Below are 18,837 nucleotides of genomic sequence, written 5' to 3' on the forward strand. Positions count from 1 at the left end.
GGAGGCAAGTCTAACAGCTGGGCCGGCATAGGACCAGCGCCGCGGCGCTACTTGTCAAATAACTACTGCTCGTACAATTCAAGCGGCAGGCCGTCGGGGTCGGCGAAAAATGTAAAGCGCTTGCCGGTGAACTCGTCGATGCGGATGGCTTCCACGGCGATCTCCCGGTCGCGCAATTCCTGCGCGGCGGCGTCGACATCCGGCACCCGGAACGCCAGGTGGCGCAAGCCGCAGGCTTCGGGCCGGCTGGGGCGCGGCGGCGGCGCCGGGAAGGAAAACAGCTCGATCTGGACGCCGTCCGGCGTGCGCAGGTCGAGCTTATAGGAGTCGCGCGCGGCGCGGTAGGTTTCGGCGACGATCGCCAGGCCCAGCAGCTCGGTGTAAAACCGCTTGGAGCGCTGGTAGTCCGAGGCGATGATGGCGACGTGATGGATGCCGGAGATATGCATGTGAGTCCAGGATTTAGTTGGCAGTGATGGGCAACTATACCTTGAGACATACATCAATATTGGCCGATTCCGCTCAGGCCCAGCAAGGCGCCTGCCGCCAGCACCCACAGCGGATGGATCTTGCTCCTGAAAGTGATCAGCGCGCAGCCGCCGGCGATCGCGGCCAGGCCCCAGGTGTGGGCCGAGGCTTCGGTGATCAGCGCGGCGCTGGCCGCCACCAGGCCGACTGTCATCGGCACCAGCCCGGCCTGGACGATGGCGCGCCAGGGCTTGTCCTTGAAGCGCTGCCACAGATGCAGCACGACGGCGGTCAGGATCGAAGAGGGACCGAACTTGGCCAGCGTCGTCACCAGCACCCCGGGCCAGCCGGCGACATGCCAGCCCACCAGCGTCACCACCATCATGTTGGGCCCCGGCGCCGCCTGCGCCAGGGCGAACATGGCGCTGAAGTCCTGCGCCGACATCCAGTGATGGATATCGACCACCTGCCTTTGCATTTCCGGCAGGATGGTGTTGCCGCCGCCGAACGCCAATAGCGACAGCTGGCTGAAAATCGTCGCCAGGGAAATCAAGGTGGCGCTCATGACGGCAGCTTCCAGGTCAGCAGCACGCTGAGCGGGGCCAGCACCAGCATGGTCGGCAGCAAGGGCAGCCGCAGCAGCGCAATAGCAAGGAAAAACAGCCCGGCGATCGCCAGCGGCACCGGTTTCCTCAGTAGCGGCAGCAGCATCTTCAGGGCCATCGAGATCAGCAGGCCGGAAGCGGCTGCCGCCAGGCCGGCAAACAGATGCTGGATCTGGGCGTCGTGCTGGAAGTGCTGGTAGGCCACGCCGAGGCCGATCACGATCGCCGAAGGCGCGGCGATCAGGCCCAGCAGCGCGGCCAGCGCGCCTGCCAGGCCGCGGAACTGCATGCCGATAGCCACCGCCAGGTTGATGATGTTGCCGCCGGGGAGGAACTGGCAGAGACCGAGCATTTCAGTGAATTGTCCGGCATCCAGCCAGCGCCGCTGCTCCACAATCATGCGCCGCGCCAGCGGCAGCACGCCGCCGAAACCGATCAGGCCGAGCGAGAGAAAGCCGGTGAATAATTCGCGCGTGGTGGGCGTGGCGCTGAGGGCGCCGTCGTCGCTGAGGATAGTTTTTGTAGTCATTGTCTGCGTCAGGGAAGGTTATGCGTGGGCGACGATAAACAGGCGCTTGAAGGGCAGCAGCGTGATGCCGTTTTCACGTTGCGGATAGGCTTTGCGCATCGCCGCCGCATAGGCCGCGCGGAAGTTCTCGCGCTGCTCTTCGGGCAAGGCGTCCAGATAGGGCCGCAGGCTGGTGCCGGCAGCCCAGCTGGCGACCGCATCCTCGCCGCTCAAGGTGTGCAGATAAGTGGTTTCCCAGATATCCAGCGTGGCGCTGTGCGGGCGCAGCAGGTCGTAGTAGCTTTCCGCGCTGAGGATGCCCGGCTGCGGCTTCAGCTTGCCCATGTAGGGCGCAAATGCCGGCGAGCCGGCCAGTTCCGCCTGTACCTGGCGCAGCGGCGCCTCTTGCATGGCCGGCACTTGCACGGCCAGCCAGCCGCCGGGCCGCAGGAAAGACAGCAGGCGCGGCATCAGGACAGGGTGGTCGGGCAGCCATTGCAGGGCGGCGTTGGAATAGATCACATCCAGGCCTTCGGCTTGCCACTGCCCGAGGTCGGCGCGCAGGAAACGGCACTCCGGCACCGCTGCCGCAGCGGCCTCCAGCATGTTGGCGGAGCTGTCGACGCCCAGTACGTCAGCCGCCGGCCAGCGCGCTTTCAACAGCGCCGAGACATTGCCGGTGCCGCAGCCAAGGTCGACTACCTGCCGGGGTTCTTGTTCAGGCACGTAGCCCAGCAGATCGAGTGCAGGGCGCAGGCGCTCATTGCCGAAGAGCATATATTGTTTTGCGTCCCAGATATCATTGGCGATTTTCATGTTTTCTCCCAGGATTTGTCACAAGCTTGCCTGTCAGGACCGGTCTTGCCCGATCTCGGACGGAATCGGCATTTATACCCGAAGTGCCGGTGAATGTTGATTCGACAGACGCATGTTACAGACAATCCAGGCTTCTACAAATCGACTTTTTTACCGTCAACTTGTGACTTATAATCACAAGCATGTCTAGAGAACTTCCTCCGTTGCAAGCCTTGCGCGCGTTTGAAGCCGCCGCCCGCTTTGAAAATCTCTCGGCCGCCGCCGAAGAGCTGCATGTGACGCATGGCGCGGTCAGCCGCCAGGTGGCAGCGCTGGAAGCGTGGCTGGGCATGCCGATATTCCATCGCATCGGCAAGCGCGTGCAGCTGACGGACGACGGCCGCCGCTACCTGCTCACGGTGCAAGCGGCCTTCGATAATATAGCCGCCGCAACCAGGCTGCTGCGCGAGTCCGGCACGGTGCGCGTGCTGCACATCAACGCTTTGTCGACGTTTGCGATGCGCTGGCTGCTGCCGCGCCTGAGCGGCTTCCAGCGCCTGTATCCGGGAGTCGAGCTGAAGTTGTCTACCTCCACCTCGCAGCAGCCGCTGGGCGAGGCGGGAGAACGTTTCGACGTCGCGATCCGGCGCGGCCCCGGCCACTGGCCGAACTGCGAATACGGAGAATTCCTGGAAGAGAGCGAACTGCCGGTGTGCAGCCCGGCATTGCTGGCGCGCACGCCGATCCGGGTCGCCGGCGACCTCGCAGCGCATACGCTATTGCATTCCGATACGCGGCCGGACGCCTGGCCGAACTGGCTGGCAGCCGCCGGCGTGGCGCCGGCCCGGTGCAGGAAAAAACAATCCTTCGACCATTTCTACCTGGCTTTGCAGGCTGCCATCGACGGTCTCGGGGTAGCGCTCGGACCGTTGCCGCTGATTGCCGACGAGCTGGCCAGCGGCCGCCTGGTGACGCCGCTGGCCGAACCGGTGATCCGCACCCGGAGCTACTGGTGGATCGTGGCGCGGCAGCAGGCAGGATCGCCGCTGATAAGGCATTTCTGTGATTGGCTGCAGCAAGAGGCGCGGCGTTGAGAGATCCATAACTAGTTTCGCAGATAGTGATGCATAATGGTTGCGGCCGTTTTGGACTCAGATCAGATTAAAAAATAAATCAATGAGGAGACACCCATGCGCGTTACCGGACTCAAGCAGCCTTTGCAAATCCTTGCCGCCACCTTGCTGTGCTTCCTGCTTGCCGCCTGTGGCGGCGGCAGCGGCGACGGACTGGCGCCGCAATCGAAAATGTTCACCGCCGACGGCGGCGTCTCTGCCTTTTACCGATGGGATGGAATAATTCCGGCGACGCCCGGCGTATTGCTGCAGCAGGAAGCAATGCCTGCCGCGCTGGTGCTGCCCAACGCTGCGCAAGGCATCCGCATTCTCTATAGTTCCACCGACGGCGACGACGGCAAGACCGCCAACTATGTTTCCGGCGACCTGCAGCTGCCTAAGGGAACGCCGCCGGCCGGCGGCTGGCCGGTGATCGCCTGGGCGCACGGCACCGTCGGCGTGGCCGACATTTGCGCGCCGTCCTGGACCACGCGCGACCCGCGCGACGTTGACTATCTGGATGCCTGGCTGGCGCAAGGCTATGCCGTGGTGTCGTCCGACTATCAGGGGCTGGGTACGCCCGGCCTGCATCCGTATCTGCACTCGCGGGCGGAAGCCTACAGCGTGCTGGATGGCATCCGCGCCGCCATCAAGAATTTCCCGCAACTCTCCAGTTCGGTGGTGATTGTCGGCCAGTCGCAGGGCGCCCAGGGAGCCATCGCCACGGCCGGCTACGCGCCGACCTATGCGCCGGAACTGAAATTGCTGGGGACGGTCGCCACCGGCGTGCCTTATCAGCTGCAAAGCGTGCTGGCCTACCTGAATGCGCTGACGGCGCAGGTGCCGACCACTGGCTTCACCGCCGTGCTCGGGACGCTAGAATCCTACGCCTGGCTTGGCTACAGCACGGCGGAAAGGGTGATCCCGAATTTCCTGCTGTCGGATCATTTGACCGCCAAGGGCAAGGCGTTTTATTCCGTGGTGGCGACACAGTGCCTGGGGCCGATCGTGGACTACATCAACCAAAACAAGCTGGTCACCTCGGATGTATTCAGCGCTGACGTCACCGCCTGGGCGACCCAGGTGCTGCAATACTCCAATTATCCGACGGTCAAGTTCGCCGGCCCGATGTTCGTCGGCACCGGCACCCTGGATACGGATATCCCGACGGCTGTCCAATACCTGTTCGCCAAGGATGCCTGCGCCGCCGGCAGCACGGTCGAGCAGCATTACTATGCCGGCCAGGACCATGACGGCACGGTGCTGGCCTCGCTGGTGGATTCCAAGCCCTTCGTGCAGAAACTGTTTGCCGGCCAGCCGATCACTTCGAATTGCGCCGCGCTGACGCCGCCGCCCTGAGCTTGCGGTGGATCGGCGGCATGGGTCATGCAGGCTTGACCCATGCCGCAAACCTAGCTGATTAATTGTTTGGCTTGGGCTGCGGCTTGGCCACCAGGTCCATGCGCCGTTGCAGTCGCGCCTGCGCATCGGCGTCGCCGGCGGCTTTGGCGCGCTGCGACTGTATCCCCAGCCAGGCCAGCAGGGGCCGGCGCCAGCCTTGGGCGGAGGCGGTCTCGGTTGCCGTAGCGATATCGGCCGGCGTCAAGCGTCCGCTTTTCAACAGCGCGCCGGCGGCCACCAGCCGCGCCAGCGGATCCTGGATGTCGCCCAGCCGGCCGCTGCTGACAACGCCGCGGTGCTGGGCCGGCAGCAGGCCGCTGTCCAGCCCCTGCCATTGACCGTTCAGATAGGCCGCATAGCTGCGCTCGGCGGCGTCGGCATCCGGCGCCAGCGGCTGGAAGCCGGCGCAGTTGTCGAATTCGAGGCTGGCTACGCGCGCGGCGCAGCGCATCAGTTCGGCGCGCGCCACCAGGTCCGGACGGCCGGTGCTGGCGACCGCATCGCGGGCGCGTGCAAACTCGACCTCGGCAACGCGTGTGTCGCCGCTCAGGTAGGCCGAAGAAAAACTCTGCAGGGAACTGTAGGCATTGCCTTGCCAGTCAGGTTGCGGCGGCTTGCTGCTGCAGGCGGCCAGGGCCACGGTGAGCAGGCCGAGCAGGGCGGGCCGGCAAGGGGATGTCTTTTTCATGGCAGTTTGAGTTCCGTATCGCGGGCGAAGGGCCATTTGCGGTTGATTTCATCCACCAGTTGCGTCACTTTGCGCAAGCTGGCGTCCACTTCGGCGCGCAGGGCGCCCAGGTCATTGGTCGCGATGCGGGCATTGCTGCCGACTGCCTGCGCTTCCGCCAGCACAGCGTCGACTTTCTTCAAGCTGCTGCGGGCGTCGCTCAAGACGCCGTTGAGCTGGATAATCGCCGCTTGCGCGTCGTCCATCACGCCAGGCTTGCCGCCGGGCTGGCCAAACACGCGCTGGTCAGCCTTGGCCAGCAGGGCGTTGACGCGGTCCAGGGTGGCAATGATTTTCTTGGCGTTTTCATCGCCGCCAAGCGCGCCGCCCAGCACGCCGTACTGGCCGTTCAGGCGCCCGGTCACGGCTTGCACGTTAGCCAGGCTGGTGTTCAGGCTGGAATCGGCGGCGGTGATGGTTTGCAGGTTTTCCAGCAATTCACGGGCAGTGGCCACCAGTCGCGGAATTTCCGCGGCGGTGTCGCCGCGCAGCACGTTGCGCTCTGAATCCGGCGGCAGCAGAGGATCGTCCAGCACGCCGGTGAAGGCACGGATGCGGGTGTCGCCGACCAGGCCGCGCTCCAGCGTGAACACGCTGGAAGTCCGCAGCCAGTTGGCGTCCTTGCGCGGGACGTCGATCAGGATGCGGGCCTTGCCATCCGCGCCCAGGTCGATGCGCTGCACGCGGCCGATCGGAAAGCCTGAGAAGGTCAGGTCCATGCCTACCAGCACGCCCTCGGAGTCATCCGAAATCAGCACCAGCCGCTGGGTGCTTTCGAAGACGCCGCGCGCATACATCACGTACAAGACAAAGCCGGCGACCAGGACGCCCATCAGGATCAGCAGCAGCAACGCCTTGAACTCGACGTGGGCCGGCGGCGGAGAGGAAGCAGGAGCAGGAGATTCAGGGGCAGGTGTCATGGTTTTCGATCAAATGTATTTCACTGCCAGCGCCCCGACCTCGATCAGGACCAGCACGAACAGCAAGCGCGTTGCGCCGGGCTGCAAAGTGGAAGAGAGGTTGATATTCCGGCGCGCGCCTTCGAGGATGGCCGCCACCGGGATCACGGCCACTGCCAGCCCGAACAGCAGGGTTTTCAGCGCAAAGCCGATGGTGACCACCGGGTCGAAAACGCGGCCGACGGTGCGGGTGTAGTCAAGCAAGCCCCAGGGAGTGAGGCCATAGACGTTCACATAGGCCAGCAGCAGCACGATCACGCCGCTGACCGTGGCCAGGGTCGCTACCGAGAAGGCGCTGGCAATCACGCGAGGGACCAGGTCCAGCTGCAGTTGCGCGATGTCGAATTGCGCCGAGTTTTGGGCGGCCATCGCGGCGCTGAGCGGCGAGCCGGCGGTATTGAAGGCCAGCCCGGCGCGCAGCGCCACGAACAGCGCGGCAGACAGCGGAATCAGTTCCAGCGCCAGCACCCGCACCACCATTTCCAGCGCGTAGCGCGACAGGCCGTAGCTGAGGGCGGTGATGATCACGATGCGGATCAGCACCAGGCTCAGCAAAGTCGACAGCAGAGTGAACCACGGCAGGATTTGCCAGGTGCTGGTGTAGATGTATCTGTAGGTGGTGCTGCGGTTGGCGCGGTGGTAGGTGGATGGCGAAAACCCCATCACCAGCGCGATGCCGGCCAGGTGCAGCATGGACCACCAACTGCTTACGGTGCGCATGGCGGCCACAGCCCATTGCTCGGGTTTCAGGTAACGGGATGAAGTTGGGTACATGGTTCAATGATAACGCAGCAACTCCGGCAGCGGTTCCCGAGATTTGTCGGTCAGGCAATTGCAGCTTGTTAAGCGCCCCGGCTGGCTCTTGGGAAATACGGCGGCCGCCTGCATAGCCCTTCACATTTTTGCCACAATGAATGTTAATTATTGTTGCGCCAAGTCGGTAAATTAAATAGCATTGCTTACGGGAACGTTTATGTATTTATGTATGTATAAGAAGAGTCGCCGCGCACGGACTCAAATTAAATACACCGAGGACAACGATGATTGCACTGCGATGCAGATGTGGTTCTTTGTTCATTTCGATTCTGCTTTCAGCCAGCAGTGTTTTGTGGAGTACGGCAGCATTTGCCCAAGTCAGCGGCGTCAACAAGTCGTTCAACCCGGTGCAGATACAAGACCGTGCGCCATTTAACATCAGCCACCTGAGCATCGTCATTGCCAATCAGACCCCCGGCAAGACGCTTACCAATTTCAACCTTACCGACAACCTGCCCAGCGGCGTGACGGTGGCGGCCAATCCGAATATCGTCAATGCCTGCGGCGCCACGCTTGCAGCCACGCCTGGCGCCACCCTGGTGACCGTGAGCGGCGGCTCGGCCCAGTTCGGCGATATCTGCACTTTCCAGGTTGACGTAGTGTCAACCACTGCCGCCATCTACACCAACACGATCCCGGCCGGCGGCCCCCTGGCCGATGGCGAGATCATCCCGCAAGCCGCCAGCGCGTCGCTTACCGTCATCCGGCGCGACACGGCGCAGCCGCAAGTCAGCGCCAAGACCTTCGTGCCTAACAATATCGTCTCCGGCCAGACCTCGCAGATGACGATCACGCTGAACAATACGAATATCCTGCCGCTGACCAATACCAACCTGAACGACATCTTCCCGGCCGGCATGACCATCGCCAACGCTGGCGCCAGCAGCACCTGCAACGGCACATTGAACGCAGCGCCCGGCGCCAGCCAGTTCTCGCTGAGCGGCGCTACCATTCCGGCCAGCGGCACCTGTACGGTGACCATGCAAGTGGTCGGCGATTCTACTTCTGCCGGCACCATCAACTTGTCGAACACCATCAGGGCCGGCGACCTGACTTCGCTTAACGGCCAGGTCACGCCGCCGCTGGCAAATACCGGCGCTACAACCGGCACGCTGGCGGTGTCGCCGCGACCGACCGACCGCCTGACCAAATCTTTTTCGCTGGCCAATGCTTTTGTCGGCCAGGCATTTTCCATGACATGGACGCTGTTCAACGACACCGGCGCCGCCTGGACCGGCCTCGGCGTGAGTGATGTGCTGCCGGGGAACATGACGGTATACGCCACCGCGCCAGGGCTTTCCACCACGTGCAGCGGCGGCGCGGTGAGTTCGCCCGCCGCTAATACGGTGCGCCTGGCCAACGCCACGCTGGCCGCCGGCCAAAGCTGCACGGTCACTGCCAAAGTGATCGTTCCGGCCGCCGCCAACGGCCAGCCGTTTACCAATACCATTCCTGCCAATTCGATGGTCGCGAATGGCGTGCCGGTAGTGCATAACGCCGCCAGCGCCACCGTCATCCTGCAAAATCCGGGCGCCGGCCAGGTGCCGACCCTGGTCAGCGTTGCCAAAAACTATGTGCAGCTGGTGACGGAAGCGGCGCTGACGCAGGCATCGCCTTTGCCGCCGGGGCATCCGCCTGGGACGGTGACCGGCGGCTTGATCGACATGACGATACAGCTCAATAAAATCGTCCCCAGCGGCGGCGTCGACACGGACCTGAAGCCCTTGTTCTTTGCCGACGACTGGTCGGCAACCGCGCCGAACCTGCGCGTTTTCGCGCTGCAGAGCAATTCCTGCGGCGGCACGGTGACTGCCGTTGCAGGCGCACAGACCATGACGCTCAACAATGGCTTGATCGCCCAGGGCGGAACCAGCAACTGCGTCATCAAAGTGCGCCTGAAAGCCGACAATAATTTTGTGCCGCCGGCGCTCGGCACGCCGCAGAGCAATACAGTGGTCGCCTGTACCGGCGCCGGGCCATGCACGGCCGGCAGCCAGACCTCTACCGCCAATGCGCTGGTGGTCGGTGCGCCGCCGCTGTTCCCGGCCAAGTCCTTCAATCCGACCTCGCTGCCGCTGAACGGCGTCACCAAGGCCAGCATCACGATCCAGAATCCGGCGGCAACCACGCGCTTCAATGTGCAGGCGGTCGACACCTTGCCGGGCGGACTGATGTTCAGCACACCCCTGAATGCCGCGGTATCGTGCACCAATAATCCCGGCGGCACGCCGAGTTTCCTGGTCAGCGGCAAGACCCTCACGTTCAAGGCGACGCAGCTGGCTGGCTTCAATAGCACGACCACGGCGCCGCAATGCACGATCACCTTCGATGTGGTGGCCGATCCGTCGAGCCCGCTGGCGGTGGCCGGCGCCACCGCCACCAACACCATTCCGGCCAATGCCGTGACAGCCACTGACGCCGGCGGCAATCCAGACGCCAGCGCCACCAATGTGCGCCCGGTCGACGCCAACCTGACTTTCAAGGCCAATGTGCAGCCGCCGCAGGTATCGAAAGGATTCAACCCGATCGTGGTGTTCCAGGAAAACGGCAACGGGAGGATTGACAACAATATCCAGGGCACCGGCGTGGGCGAGCTGTCGACCCTTACCCTGCAAATCATCAACCCCAACGCCAGCAGCGCCGGCAACTTCACCGGCCTTAGCCTGAGCGACGCCTTGCCGGCCGGAGTGGTGGTGGCGTTCGTGCCGAACATCACCAAGCTGAACTGCGGTTCGCCGACGGTGACGGCTGCCGCCGGCGCGCAAACCATCAGCATCAGCAACGCCACGGTTTCCTTCGGCAACAGCTGCGTGGTGACGGTCGACGTGATCGGCACGGCCCGGGGCAACCAGATCAATACGATTCCCGCCAATGCGGTCCAGACCACGCAAGGCGTGAGCAACGCCCAGCCGGCCAGCGCCACTCTCACGGTGCTGGGCATCACGCCGATTTCGGCGCTCAACAAGGACGTGACGAAAACCGGCAGCACGGCTTCCTTGCAAGGGCAGGCGGTAGCTGCCGGCGACAACCTGACGTATAGCATCAAGCTGTCCAATCCAGGCTACCTGCCGCTGGTGCTGGCGACCGACGTCAAGCAAGTCACCGATGCGCTGCCTGCCGGCGTCACCTTTGTTTCCACTACAGGCAGCGATGTGCCGGGCGTCTTGAGCGGCAACAAGGTGATCTGGGACCTGACCGCGTCCGCCCGCATCCTGAAGCGTTCGGAATTCATCACGCTGATATTGAACGTCAAGGTCAACAATCCTGCCACGGAAAGCCTGGTGAATGTGGCCACCACGCCGACCACATCCAGCTGCAGCCCTTCCAACAGCGTCGCATGCAACTTCAACCCGCCCAACGCCAATTGCCGGCTGCCGGTAGATCCGCTCAAGGAAACCCCGGCTGAGCTGCTTGATCCCACCGTCTGCAATCCGGTGGTCAATCCTATCGCTGCGCCCAGCCTGAAGATCACCAAGACCCATAGCGGCAATTTCACCGTCGGCGGCAGCGGCAGCTACAGCCTGGCCATCAGCAACGACGGCCTGGCTCCCAGCACCGGCGTGATCCACATCAGTGACCTGCTGCCGGCCGGAATCAGCTTGCAGGCTAATTCGATCAGCAGCGGCAACGGCGCTGTCAGCAATATCGTGCTGAACGGCCAGCTGCTCACTTTCGATTTTACGCCGGCCGCGCCGATCCCCTCGAACGGCGGCGTCAGCCTGAGCTACGGTGTGAACGTGGCGGCCGGCGCCGCCGGTTCTCTCACCAATTACGTCAGCATGAACGGCGGCGACGGTTTCAGCGGCCGCCTGCCGCCGGGGGCGGGCTGCAGCGACAGCATGCATTGCAGCAGCGACACCACAGCGATTACCGACGCGCCATCACTCAAGCTGGTCAAGAGCCACACCGGCAATGTTGTGGCGGGAGGAGCCGCCAATTATGTGTTGACGATCAGTAATGCAGGAGATGTGGCCACTACCGGCGCCATCCATCTCATTGATGTGCTGCCAAATGGAATGAGCCTGGCAGGCAACTCTGTCACCAGCACTGCCGGGACTATCAGCAATGTTGCCAGTAGCGGTCAAACAGTGACATTTGATCTGACCCCGGCTACGCCGATTGCTGCCAAGGGATCTGTGGTCGTGGCCTATAGCGTCAACGTCGCCGCCACCGCCAGCGGCAGTTTGATAAATTACGCCAGTGTCTCTGGCGGCGGGGATGCAACTGCCGTACTGCCGCCGCTGGCGGCATGTACCGATAGTCATTGCAGCAGCGACGTCGCCGCCATTGCTGCGCCGGCGTCGTCGCTGAAACTGGTCAAAAGCCACCTCGGCAGCTTTTCCGCCGGCGCCAGCGGCACCTACACTATTACCATCAGCAACCAGAAGGGCGGCCCCAGCAGCGGCGCCATCCATGTGCAGGACCTGCTGCCGGACGGCATGAGCCTGCTTCCGGCCTCCGTCGCCAGCACCGGCGGCAGCGTCAGCAACGTCACCAGCAGCGGCCAGAGCGTGGCGTTCGACTTTACGCCGGCCGCGCCGCTGGCAGTCGGCGCCAGCGTCAGCCTGATTTACGGCGTGAATGTGGCGGCCACCGCGAACGGCACGCTGACCAATTACGCCAGCGTCTCCGGCGGCGGCGATCCGTTCCTGCCGCTGACGCCGGGCACATCATGCAACGACGGCGATCACTGCAGCAGCGACGCCACCAGCATCGTCAGCGCGACGGTGCTGGTAGTGGTCGAGACTGCCAACAAGAAAGAAGCCGAACTAGGCGACCTGGTCACCTACACTACCAATGTCACCAATACCGGCGATGCCGCCGTGCCCAAGCCGAATATCGTGCTGGACTTGCCGAACGGCTTCCGTGCCGTCGACAACAGTACCCATGTCACCGGCGCCACGCTGGTCAAGCAGGAAGGCGCTCCGGGTCCGGCGCTGTCCACGGTGGTGGATATCATCAATCCCCACGCCAGCGTGACTGTCTCCACCCGTGTGCGGCTGGGCGTGGGCGCCATGAACGGCGATGGCGTCAGCCGCGCTACCGCGACCTGTCCGGGCAACAGCAAGGTCAATTGCGCCAACGAATCCAGGTTCAAGGTACGCGTCACCGGCGGCGTCTTCACCAATGATGCCTGCGTGGCGGGGATGATTTTCGTCGATTGCAACGGCAACCAGATCAAGGACAAGGAAGAGCTTGGAATCCCCGGCGTGCGCCTGTATGTGGAGGATGGCACTTTCCTGGTCAGCGACGTCGAAGGCAAATACAGCTTCTGCGGCCTGTCGCCGCGCACCCATGTGCTGAAAGTGGACCAGACTACCTTGCCGCGCGGCAGCCGCCTGGTGGTCAGCAGCAACCGCAATGCCGGCGACGCCAACAGCCTGTTCCTCGACTTGAAGAACGGTGAATTGCAGCGTGCCGACTTTATCGAAGGTTCCTGCTCCAATCCGGTCATGGAACAAGTCAAGGCACGTCGCAGCCAGGGCGAGATCGATGCCCCGCAGACCGAGAAAAAACGCGGCGCCTTGCTCAAGTTCGAAGGCAAGGCCCCTGACTATCCGCAGCAAGGGACCGACAGCGCCAACCAGGTCATCGTCAAGCCGCGCGCCGGCGGCATAGGCGATCCGCCGCCGGCGCCGGATACCCGTAGTGAACGCGACACGCCTTTGCAGCAGCTGGAAATGCAGCAGAAAGAGAGCAGCCAGGGAGGCCGCCATGGGCAATAAGCACGCTATTGCCGGCCAGCGCCGGACCGCCAGGCGCATGCGCCGCGCCAGATTGAGCGTGCTGACCCTGACGCTGATGCATGGCTGGCCGCTCTGGGCACAGGATGCGGACGGCGCGCGCAAGGATTTCGGTCCGCCGGCAAGTGTGTTCAATACCGATAGCCATTTTTATCAGAACGGCCTGAGCCTGCCGGCGCTCAACGGCGGCAACAGCAACCTGACTACCGGCCCGCAAATCTATCCGGACCGGATTGAGGGCGCGAACTATGGCGCCAACCGCAAGGTCGGCCTGATCCGGGTCGAAGTCGACCAGGACAGCTTGCCGGCCGACGGCCAGACTCCTGCGCACCTGAGCATCAGCGTGCTGGATTACAAAGGGCAGCTGATCGCAGGGGAGACCACCATTACCGTGGAAGCGTCCGGCGGCCGCATCCAGCTGCCCGGGGCCAGTACCGACGAGTTCGGCCCGGGCCGCACCGACCGCGACCGCATCACGCCCGGCACCCAGGTCAAGGTAACGGACGGCAAGGCCGAAGTGCTGCTGCTGGCGCCGTACCAGCCGCAGGACGTCACGGTGCGTATCAGCGCCGGCCGCGCCCAGGCGCAGGGCGTGATCAGCTTCGTGCCGGAACTGCGCGAGATGCTCGGGGTCGGCCTGATCGAGGGCATCATTCATTTCGACAGCAAGTCGCCGCTGCAGCTTTCCGGCGCCCAGCGCGGCGACGGTTTCGAACAGGAGATAAACAGCTGGGCCCGCAGCAGCGGCGACGGCAAGCGCTATGGGGCCTTGCGCACGGCCTTTTTCCTGAAAGGGAAAATCAAGGGCGATGCGCTGCTGACCATGGCCTACGATTCCGATAAGGACACCAGCGCCAGGCTGTTCAGGGATATCCGGCCGGATGCCTATTATCCGGTATATGGCGACGCTTCAATCAAAGGCTTCGATGCGCAGTCGGTATCCAAGCTGTATGTGCGTATAGATAAAGATAAATCGTATTTGCTGTACGGCGATTTCAACACCGGCGACGGTTTCAGCCAGCAAACCGGCGGCGGCAGCGTCGCCAACCTGCGCAAGCGCGACCTGGGCAATTACAGCCGCAGCATCAACGGCGCCCGCGGCCATTACGATAAGGACGGCATCCTGGCCAACGCCTTTGTCACCAAGGACACGCTGGTGCAGCTGGTGCAGGAGTTCGCGGCGCAGGGCACCTCCGGACCGTTCTCGGTGGCCAAGGCGAACGCCGTAGCGGGCTCGGAAAAGGTCGAGATCGTCACCCGCGACCGCTATCAGCCGGCCGTCATCCTGGCGGTGCAGCCCTTGCAGCGCTATGCCGACTATACCTTCGAACCGTTCTCAGGGCGCATCCTGCTGAACCAGCCGGTGCCCTCGGTGGACGCCAACGGCAATCCGAATTCGCTGCGCATCACTTATGAAGTCGATGCCGGCGGCGAGACTTTCTGGGTGTATGGCCTGGACGGTCAGTTCAAGCTGGGCAAGATGCTGGAAGTCGGCGGCAGCTACGTCAAAGACAAGAATCCCTACACCCCGTATACCCTGATGAGCGGGAATGCCACCGTCAAGCTGGGTGAAAACACCGCGATCGTGGCTGAGTACGCGCGCAGCAAAAGCGTGCTGGGCAGCGATGTCGGTTCCAGCCTGCTGGGCAATCCCTTCAGCCTGCAGCCGGCCGCGGGCCAGTCCGGCGCAGCCGCCGGCGGCCTGCTGCAAGACGTTACCGGTAACGCCTGGCGGGTGGAAGCCTTGCACCAGGGCGACGGCTTGCAGGCGCGCGCCTACTTCGGCCGCAGCGACCCGTATTTCAACAACCCCGCGGCTTCGCTGGCGCAAGGACGGGAAGAGGGCGCGCTCAAGGTCACCAGGAAAATCGACGAGCGCTGGAGCGCCTATGTCGAAGGCACCCATAGCAAGGACCGGGTGGCCGGGGCCCAGCGCGATGCCGGCGCCGCCGGCGTCAGCTACGCCGTGACGCCCAAGCTGGATGTCGATCTCGGCCTGACCCATACGCGCGAGGATGCCGGCAGCTACGCCAATACGCCGCTCGGTTTCGGCAGCGGCTTGCTGGTCAGTCCGCAATCGACTTTCGGTTCCGGCTACGGCGTGCTCAATCCGCAGACCGGCTACGGCCTCAACGGCGGCAATTTCGGCCTGGCCGGCGTCAGCTACCAAAGCACCGGCCTGCGCCTGCGCGGCACTTACAAGATGACGGAGAAGGTCGATCTCACCGGCGAATACGAGAACGGCATCGGCGGCAACGACTACCATCGCGCCGCGCTCGGCACTGCTTATCATTTTTCCGAATCGGGGCGGCTGTACGCGAAATACGAATGGCTGACCGGGCTGTCCTCGCCGCAGGCCACGAACGGCGTCTATAACAGCAACGCCTTTGTGTTCGGCATCGATAACGAATACATGGAGAACCAAAGCGTATTTTCGGAATACCGCATGCGCGATGCGATCGACGGCAACCAGCTGCAATGGGCCAACGGCCTGCGCAATGCCTGGGATATCAGCGATACGCTCAAGGTCACCACCTCGGCCGAATACCTGAACGCCATGCGCGGCCAGACCCAGAGCGCGTATGCCTTGACCGGCGGCGTCGAATGGCGGCCCAGCGAGCTGTGGCTGCTGGGCGGCAGGCTGGAGTGGCGGCGCACGCAAGACCTGACCTATACCATGGTCAACACTGCCAACACGCAGGTGGCGCCGGCCACCTCTTTCCTGGCCGGCAACGATACCTATCTGTCGACCCTGACGGCGGCGCGCAAGATCAGCCGCGACTGGACTTTCCTGGGGCGAAATTATTTCCTCTATACCGACAATCGCGGCCACACCGGCAACCTGTGGGAAAACCGCTTGCAGACCGGCATCGCCTTCCGCGACACCGACACCAACCGCCTGAATGTGCTGGCGCGCTACGAATACTGGCTGCAGCGCGACAAGAGCGGCTTGAACCAGTACGTTCCACCCAGCACTGCAGACAGCCTGGGCGGCATTGGTGGCATTGGCGGCAGCGACGAGAACGCCAGCCAGGGCTTCGACAAGCACATCATTTCGATGCATGCGGATTATCATCCCAGCCGCCCATGGTGGCTGGATGGCCGTGCTGCGGCAGAGTGGCGGCGCGACTATTTCGACGGCACCAGCAACACTTACCAAGCCTATCTGCTGAGCGGGCGCGTCACTTACGACATTTCCAAGCGCTGGGACATCAGCGCCCTGAGCTCGGTGCTGTACAGCCCGCAAGGCAGCAGCAAGCAATATGCACAGGGCTTCGAGGCCGGCTACCAGCTGCAGGACAACCTGTGGCTGTCGGCCGGCTTCAACTGGCGCGGCTTCAGCGCCAGCGACCTGGCCGGCTCGGACTACACCAACCGCGGCATCTACCTGCGGGTGCGCTTCAAGTTTGACGAAGACCTGTTCGGCGGCAAGAACGGCTCGGTCAATCCGGCGCTGGCGCGCGACAAATGACGGCGCCGCTTGCCGATTCCGACAAGGGCCCGAAGCTGCGCCCGCACCTGTACTTGATACAGAAAGGAACACCATGAAGTCGTCGTTCATTCCATACCGTTCTGCCGCGGCCGCCATGATCGCGCTGGCGCTCGCCGCGTGCGCCCAGACCGCGCCGAATCCGCCCGCGCCAGGCGCCCTGGCGCCCCAGCAGGAGCGCATCAGCGACGGCGTCATCGATCGCGACTACGGTGCATACAGCGCGACGCAGCAACGCATCAAGGCGCTTAACGACGGCGGCCGCAGAGTGGCGGACTATCAGTTGTCCAAGGCGCAGTGCTGGCTGGACGTCTCTTTCCACGAATACAGCCGCAACGATCGCGGCGGCTTTCCGCAGGCCGCCCTGAGCGAAAGCCAGCGCATCATCGGCGCCCTGGAAGCCGGGCAGGATGCCGGCTTGGCGACGCCGCTGGTCAATCGTGCGGAAAAATTGCGGCCCGATCTGTGGGCCAGGTACGACGCCTTGAAGCAGTCGGCCGGATTCTCCTGTGCGGCCCAGCAAACCGCTTGCGGCGAGGTGGAACTGGTCCACGCCGGCAATGAAATCCATGACGCCGGCTGGCGCCATGCCAAGCCTTATGTCCAGATTGCGGAGGACCTGGCCGGCGGCGCGGAAAAATCGGCAGCAAATTGCGGCGCACCGGTCAAGCCGGCGCCGCCGCCGGTGCAGCCGGAAAAAATCACGCTGTCGGCAGATGCCTTGTTCCAGTTCGATAAATCGGACAGCAAGGACCTGTTGCCGAAAGGTCGTGCCGAGCTGGACGATCTGGCGCTGAAGCTGGCGACGCGCAAGGTAGCCGTCACCGCCATCAAGGTCACCGGCTATACCGACCGCCTGGGCAGCGCGGCCTACAACCAGCGCCTGAGCCTGGCGCGCGCCAATACCGTGAAGCGTTATCTGCAGGACCATGGCGTGACGGCGCCGATCGGCGTGGAAGGGCGCGGCCTGCAGGATCAGCTGGTGGCGTGTGCGGGCGTCAGGCCGCGGCCAGCCTTGCTGGCTTGCCTGCAGCCTAACCGCCGGGTGGAAGTGGCGATTACCGCTGAATAAACGGCGCAAGCAAGCGTCAAGAACAGCCCTGTTTGGGCCGCTTTTCTGTCCGCAGAAACACGCTCTGGCGAGGCCAGGGGGATAACCCTGGCTGCAACTGAATTTTGCGAGATGGAATAAGGAACAATTTCGTTTATGATAAGGAGGCGTGCCCGGTTTCGGATCTGTGTTTTGACTATTGGAAAGAGAAAAATGACTGCATTGCTATCGCTAAAAAAAATCTCCGGCGCTGCCGGATTTGCCGTGGCTGGCCTGCTGGCCGCCAACCCGGTACTGGCCCAGTCAACCGCATCGATCGACAGCGCGGTTGCCACGGCTTCGCAATGGGTGGCGCTGGCCGACAGCAATCAGGCCGACCGCATGTGGTCTTTGAGCGGCCCTGTCATGCAAAAAAGCACCAGCAAGGAAGACTGGCAGAAATACCTGACCACGGTAAAGACGGAACTGGGGGCGCTGACCAGCCGCCGCTGGGAACAAATCGCCCATGCCACCAATCCGGCCGATCTGCCGCCTGGCGAGTACCTGAATATCGCTTTCGTCTCGCGTTTCGCCAATGCGCCGACGGTAGAGAAGGTGTCGCTGGTGCAGGTCGGCGATAAATGGGTCCCGGTCGGCTACGTCATCACGAAATTCGTGCCGCCGGCTCCGGCTCCGGCTCCGGCTCCGGCTCCGGCTCCGGCTCCGGCTCCGGCAGCAGCCGCGCCGAAGTAGGCGCTAGAGCAGCGGTGCGATGTCCACGCCAGCCGCGAACGCAAGTGAGCGGCTGTGCGCAATCATCGGCAGCCCTGCAGTCTATCTTTTAACAGGCCTCAGGCCGCTCCGCGGTAAGAGCTGAGCTCCGGGGCAAGCCTTTGCGGTCCCTGCAGCTGGACAGATGGTTTTTGTCTTTGCGTGTCAGCCACTTTTTCGACGCCGTCGGCGGCGATGGCCTCGAGGAAAGACAAGACGTTGCGATAGTAATCCACCCGCATTTCTGCTTCGAGCAACTGTCGTTCCGCTTGATATAAGGCCAGGCGGGTGTCGCGCAGTTCGTTCTCAGCCAGCTTTTCCGGCGTCAGGATATATTTCGTCGCCAATCTGTTCAGCCATCCCATGTCGGCACCTCTTTCGTATGGAGACGATTTGATCTTAAATCGTTCT

General features: G+C 63.3%; 14 protein-coding genes. 6 read left to right on the forward strand and 8 right to left on the reverse strand.

Annotation, left to right across the window (positions count from 1 at the left end; genetic code table 11):
* Window positions 1-62: 62 nt before the first annotated feature.
* Genes gloA2 through KHU30_RS03000 form a run of 4 tightly spaced genes read right to left on the reverse strand, consistent with a single transcriptional unit; the run spans window position 63 to window position 2,397 of the window.
* On the reverse strand, window positions 63-449 hold the full coding sequence (gene gloA2 / locus KHU30_RS02985; protein WP_211441140.1) for an SMU1112c/YaeR family gloxylase I-like metalloprotein: 387 nt from the start codon (window positions 447-449) through the stop codon (window positions 63-65).
* 53 nt (window positions 450-502) lie between these two features.
* Window positions 503-1,033: a chromate transporter gene (locus KHU30_RS02990; protein WP_211441141.1), complete on the reverse strand. Its 531-nt coding sequence runs from the start codon at window positions 1,031-1,033 to the stop codon at window positions 503-505.
* Complete coding sequence (locus tag KHU30_RS02995) at window positions 1,030-1,602, reverse strand: chromate transporter (RefSeq protein WP_211441142.1); 573 nt, start codon at window positions 1,600-1,602, stop codon at window positions 1,030-1,032. The genes KHU30_RS02990 and KHU30_RS02995 overlap by 4 nt, the downstream gene beginning before the upstream one ends.
* A gap of 18 nt (window positions 1,603-1,620) precedes the next feature.
* Complete coding sequence (locus KHU30_RS03000) at window positions 1,621-2,397, reverse strand: methyltransferase domain-containing protein (RefSeq protein ID WP_211441143.1); 777 nt, start codon at window positions 2,395-2,397, stop codon at window positions 1,621-1,623.
* A 182-nt stretch (window positions 2,398-2,579) separates the two neighbouring features.
* On the opposite strand from KHU30_RS03000, the gene KHU30_RS03005 reads away from it, so the two are divergent.
* Complete coding sequence (locus KHU30_RS03005) at window positions 2,580-3,470, forward strand: transcriptional regulator GcvA (protein ID WP_211441144.1); 891 nt, start codon at window positions 2,580-2,582, stop codon at window positions 3,468-3,470.
* A 96-nt stretch (window positions 3,471-3,566) separates the two neighbouring features.
* On the forward strand, window positions 3,567-4,847 hold the full coding sequence (locus KHU30_RS03010; RefSeq protein ID WP_211441145.1) for a lipase family protein: 1,281 nt from the start codon (window positions 3,567-3,569) through the stop codon (window positions 4,845-4,847).
* A 61-nt stretch (window positions 4,848-4,908) separates the two neighbouring features.
* Here KHU30_RS03010 and KHU30_RS03015 read toward each other — a convergent pair whose 3' ends face one another.
* Genes KHU30_RS03015 through KHU30_RS03025 form a run of 3 tightly spaced genes read right to left on the reverse strand, consistent with a single transcriptional unit; the run spans window position 4,909 to window position 7,349 of the window.
* Window positions 4,909-5,577 carry a hypothetical protein gene (locus KHU30_RS03015; protein ID WP_211441146.1) on the reverse strand — a complete coding sequence of 223 codons (669 nt, stop codon included), beginning with the start codon at window positions 5,575-5,577 and terminating at the stop codon, window positions 4,909-4,911.
* Window positions 5,574-6,536, reverse strand: coding sequence for an MlaD family protein (locus tag KHU30_RS03020; RefSeq protein WP_211441147.1), 963 nt, complete (start codon window positions 6,534-6,536; stop codon window positions 5,574-5,576). The genes KHU30_RS03015 and KHU30_RS03020 overlap by 4 nt, the downstream gene beginning before the upstream one ends.
* Window positions 6,537-6,545: 9 nt before the next feature.
* On the reverse strand, window positions 6,546-7,349 hold the full coding sequence (locus KHU30_RS03025; protein WP_211441148.1) for an MlaE family ABC transporter permease: 804 nt from the start codon (window positions 7,347-7,349) through the stop codon (window positions 6,546-6,548).
* A gap of 296 nt (window positions 7,350-7,645) precedes the next feature.
* On the opposite strand from KHU30_RS03025, the gene KHU30_RS03030 reads away from it, so the two are divergent.
* The 4 genes from KHU30_RS03030 (at window position 7,646) to KHU30_RS03045 (ending at window position 18,408) form a co-directional block, all read left to right on the forward strand.
* Window positions 7,646-13,117 carry a DUF7933 domain-containing protein gene (locus tag KHU30_RS03030; RefSeq protein ID WP_211441149.1) on the forward strand — a complete coding sequence of 1,824 codons (5,472 nt, stop codon included), beginning with the start codon at window positions 7,646-7,648 and terminating at the stop codon, window positions 13,115-13,117.
* Window positions 13,107-16,607 carry a hypothetical protein gene (locus KHU30_RS03035; protein ID WP_211441150.1) on the forward strand — a complete coding sequence of 1,167 codons (3,501 nt, stop codon included), beginning with the start codon at window positions 13,107-13,109 and terminating at the stop codon, window positions 16,605-16,607. Before KHU30_RS03030 ends, KHU30_RS03035 begins: the two co-directional genes overlap by 11 nt.
* A gap of 73 nt (window positions 16,608-16,680) precedes the next feature.
* Entirely contained in the window at window positions 16,681-17,697 is a 1,017-nt protein-coding gene (locus KHU30_RS03040; protein ID WP_211441151.1) for an OmpA family protein, read from the forward strand.
* A 192-nt stretch (window positions 17,698-17,889) separates the two neighbouring features.
* Window positions 17,890-18,408, forward strand: coding sequence for a DUF4019 domain-containing protein (locus KHU30_RS03045; protein ID WP_211441152.1), 519 nt, complete (start codon window positions 17,890-17,892; stop codon window positions 18,406-18,408).
* Between the two features lie 98 nt (window positions 18,409-18,506).
* Here the strand turns inward: KHU30_RS03045 and KHU30_RS03050 are convergent, their stop codons facing one another.
* Window positions 18,507-18,791 (reverse strand): hypothetical protein, encoded by a 285-nt coding sequence (locus tag KHU30_RS03050; protein WP_211441153.1) that lies wholly within the window; start codon window positions 18,789-18,791, stop codon window positions 18,507-18,509.
* Between the last annotated feature and the right edge of the window lie 46 nt (window positions 18,792-18,837).

Source organism: Collimonas humicola (assembly GCF_018304945.1).
Classification (GTDB): Bacteria; Pseudomonadota; Gammaproteobacteria; order Burkholderiales; family Burkholderiaceae_D; genus Collimonas; species Collimonas humicola.